The organism is Kitasatospora sp. NPDC007106, from assembly GCF_040634455.1.
In the GTDB taxonomy this organism is placed as follows: Bacteria; Actinomycetota; Actinomycetes; order Streptomycetales; family Streptomycetaceae; genus Kitasatospora; species Kitasatospora arboriphila.
Window position 1 is genome coordinate 1 of record NZ_JBEYFP010001060.1, and the last position, 1,849, is coordinate 1,849.

Consider the following 1,849-nt stretch of genomic DNA (forward strand, 5'->3'; position numbering starts at 1 on the left):
TGCAGGCCGTCCCCCCGGACATCGGCGAGGCGGCCCGGGTGGACGGCGCCGGAGAGCGGGCGATCGCCCTGCGGATCAAACTCCCGGCGATCCGCCCGGCCCTCGTCCTCACCGCTGTTTTCTCCCTCGTCGGCACCTTCCAACTCTTCACCGAGCCGCAGGTGTTCCGCGCGATCTCCACCGGCGTCACCAGCACCTACACCCCCAACCTCGCCGGCTACTCGCTCGCCGCCGCCGACCGCTACGGCGAGGCCGCGGCGCTGTCCGTCCTCCTGGCGGCCCTCACCTTCCTGCTGTCCGTCACCTTCCTCCGCCTCACGACCCGCACGCAGGAGCGCCCGTGACCCTCCTCACCCGCACCGAAGGCGCCCACCCCACCGCGCACCCCCGCCCGGCGGTGCGCACCCGGCGCAGCCCGCTCCTGCCGACCGCCGGTGCCGTCCTGTTCCTCGCCCTCACGGCCCTGTACATGCTGCTGCCCGTCTACTGGCTGCTGGTCTCCGCGACCAAGAGCCAGAGCGACCTGGTCACCACCCCCGGGCTGCTCCCCGCCGCCTGGCACCTCGGCGACAACCTCACAGCCCTGTTCGCCGAACAGGACGGCATCTACACGCGATGGCTCCTCAACAGCCTCGCCCAGGCCGGCGCGGGCGCCACCGTCGCCACCCTGCTGGCCGCGGCGGCCGGCTACGCCCTCGCCAAGTACCGCTTCCCCGGCAGGGAAGCCGTCTTCTCCGTCGTCCTCGGCGGCGTGCTCGTCCCGGCCACCGCCCTCGCCCTGCCGCTGTTCCTGCTGTTCGCCGAGGTCGACGCGACCAACACCTTCTGGTCGGTCTTCCTGCCCGGCACCGTCAGCCCGTTCGGCGTCTACCTCGCCCGGATCTTCGCGGAAGCGTCCGTGCCCGACGAGGTCGTCGAGGCGGCCCGCCTGGACGGCGCAGGCGAGCTGCGGATCTTCGCCACCATCGCCCTGCGCATGATGGCCCCGGCCCTCGTCACCGTGTTCCTGTTCCAGTTCGTCGTCATCTGGAACAACTTCCTGCTGCCGTTGGTCATGCTGCAGGACCAGCGGCTCTACCCCGTCACCCTCGGCCTGTTCACCTGGCAGTCGCAGATCAGTCGGCTCCCGGAACTGCAGACCCTCACCGTCGTCGGCGCCCTGGTCTCCGTCGTCCCGATCGTGCTCACCTTCCTGCTCCTGCAGCGCCACTGGCGCGCCGGCCTGTCCGCCGGGGCGGTGAAGTCATGACGCACCCCCTCACCGCCCTCACCGACCGCCTCGGCGGCATCGCCCACGGCGGCGACTACAACCCCGAACAGTGGCCCGAACACATCTGGCACGAAGACGTCCGCCTCATGCGCGAGGCACGGGTCAACCTCGTCACCCTCGGCGTCTTCTCCTGGTCCCGCCTCCAACCCCGCCCCGACACCTGGGACTTCACCCACCTCGACACGGTCATGGACCTCCTGCACGACAACGGCATCGCCGTCGACCTCGCCACCCCCACCGCAGCACCGCCACCGTGGTTCACCCACCGCCACCCCGAGGCACTGCCCGTCACCGCGTCCGGCACCCGCCTCACCCACGGCAGCCGCCAGGCCTTCTGCCCCAGCAGCCCCGCCTACGCCCGGGCCGCCGACACCGTCGTCACCGAACTCGCCACCCGCTACGCCCGGCACCCCGCCCTCGCCCTGTGGCACGTCCACAACGAATGGGGCAACCACAACGCCCTCTGCTACTGCGACACCAGCGCAGCTCACTTCCGCACCTGGCTCCAGCACCGGTACACCACCCTCGACCGGCTCAACGACGCCTGGGGCACCGACTTCTGGAGCCAGCGCTACGGCG

Annotated in this window: 3 protein-coding genes; all 3 read left to right on the forward strand. The window is 71.4% G+C overall.

What is annotated here, in order from left to right; genetic code table 11:
• A partial coding sequence (locus tag ABZ641_RS35700; RefSeq protein ID WP_359988589.1) for an ABC transporter permease subunit occupies positions 1-344 on the forward strand: 344 nt, incomplete at its 5' end.
• Complete coding sequence (locus tag ABZ641_RS35705; protein ID WP_359988591.1) at positions 341-1,249, forward strand: carbohydrate ABC transporter permease; 909 nt, start codon at positions 341-343, stop codon at positions 1,247-1,249. The genes ABZ641_RS35700 and ABZ641_RS35705, both read left to right, overlap by 4 nt.
• On the forward strand, positions 1,246-1,849 hold a 604-nt coding region (locus tag ABZ641_RS35710), incomplete at its 3' end, for a beta-galactosidase (protein ID WP_359988593.1). The genes ABZ641_RS35705 and ABZ641_RS35710, both read left to right, overlap by 4 nt.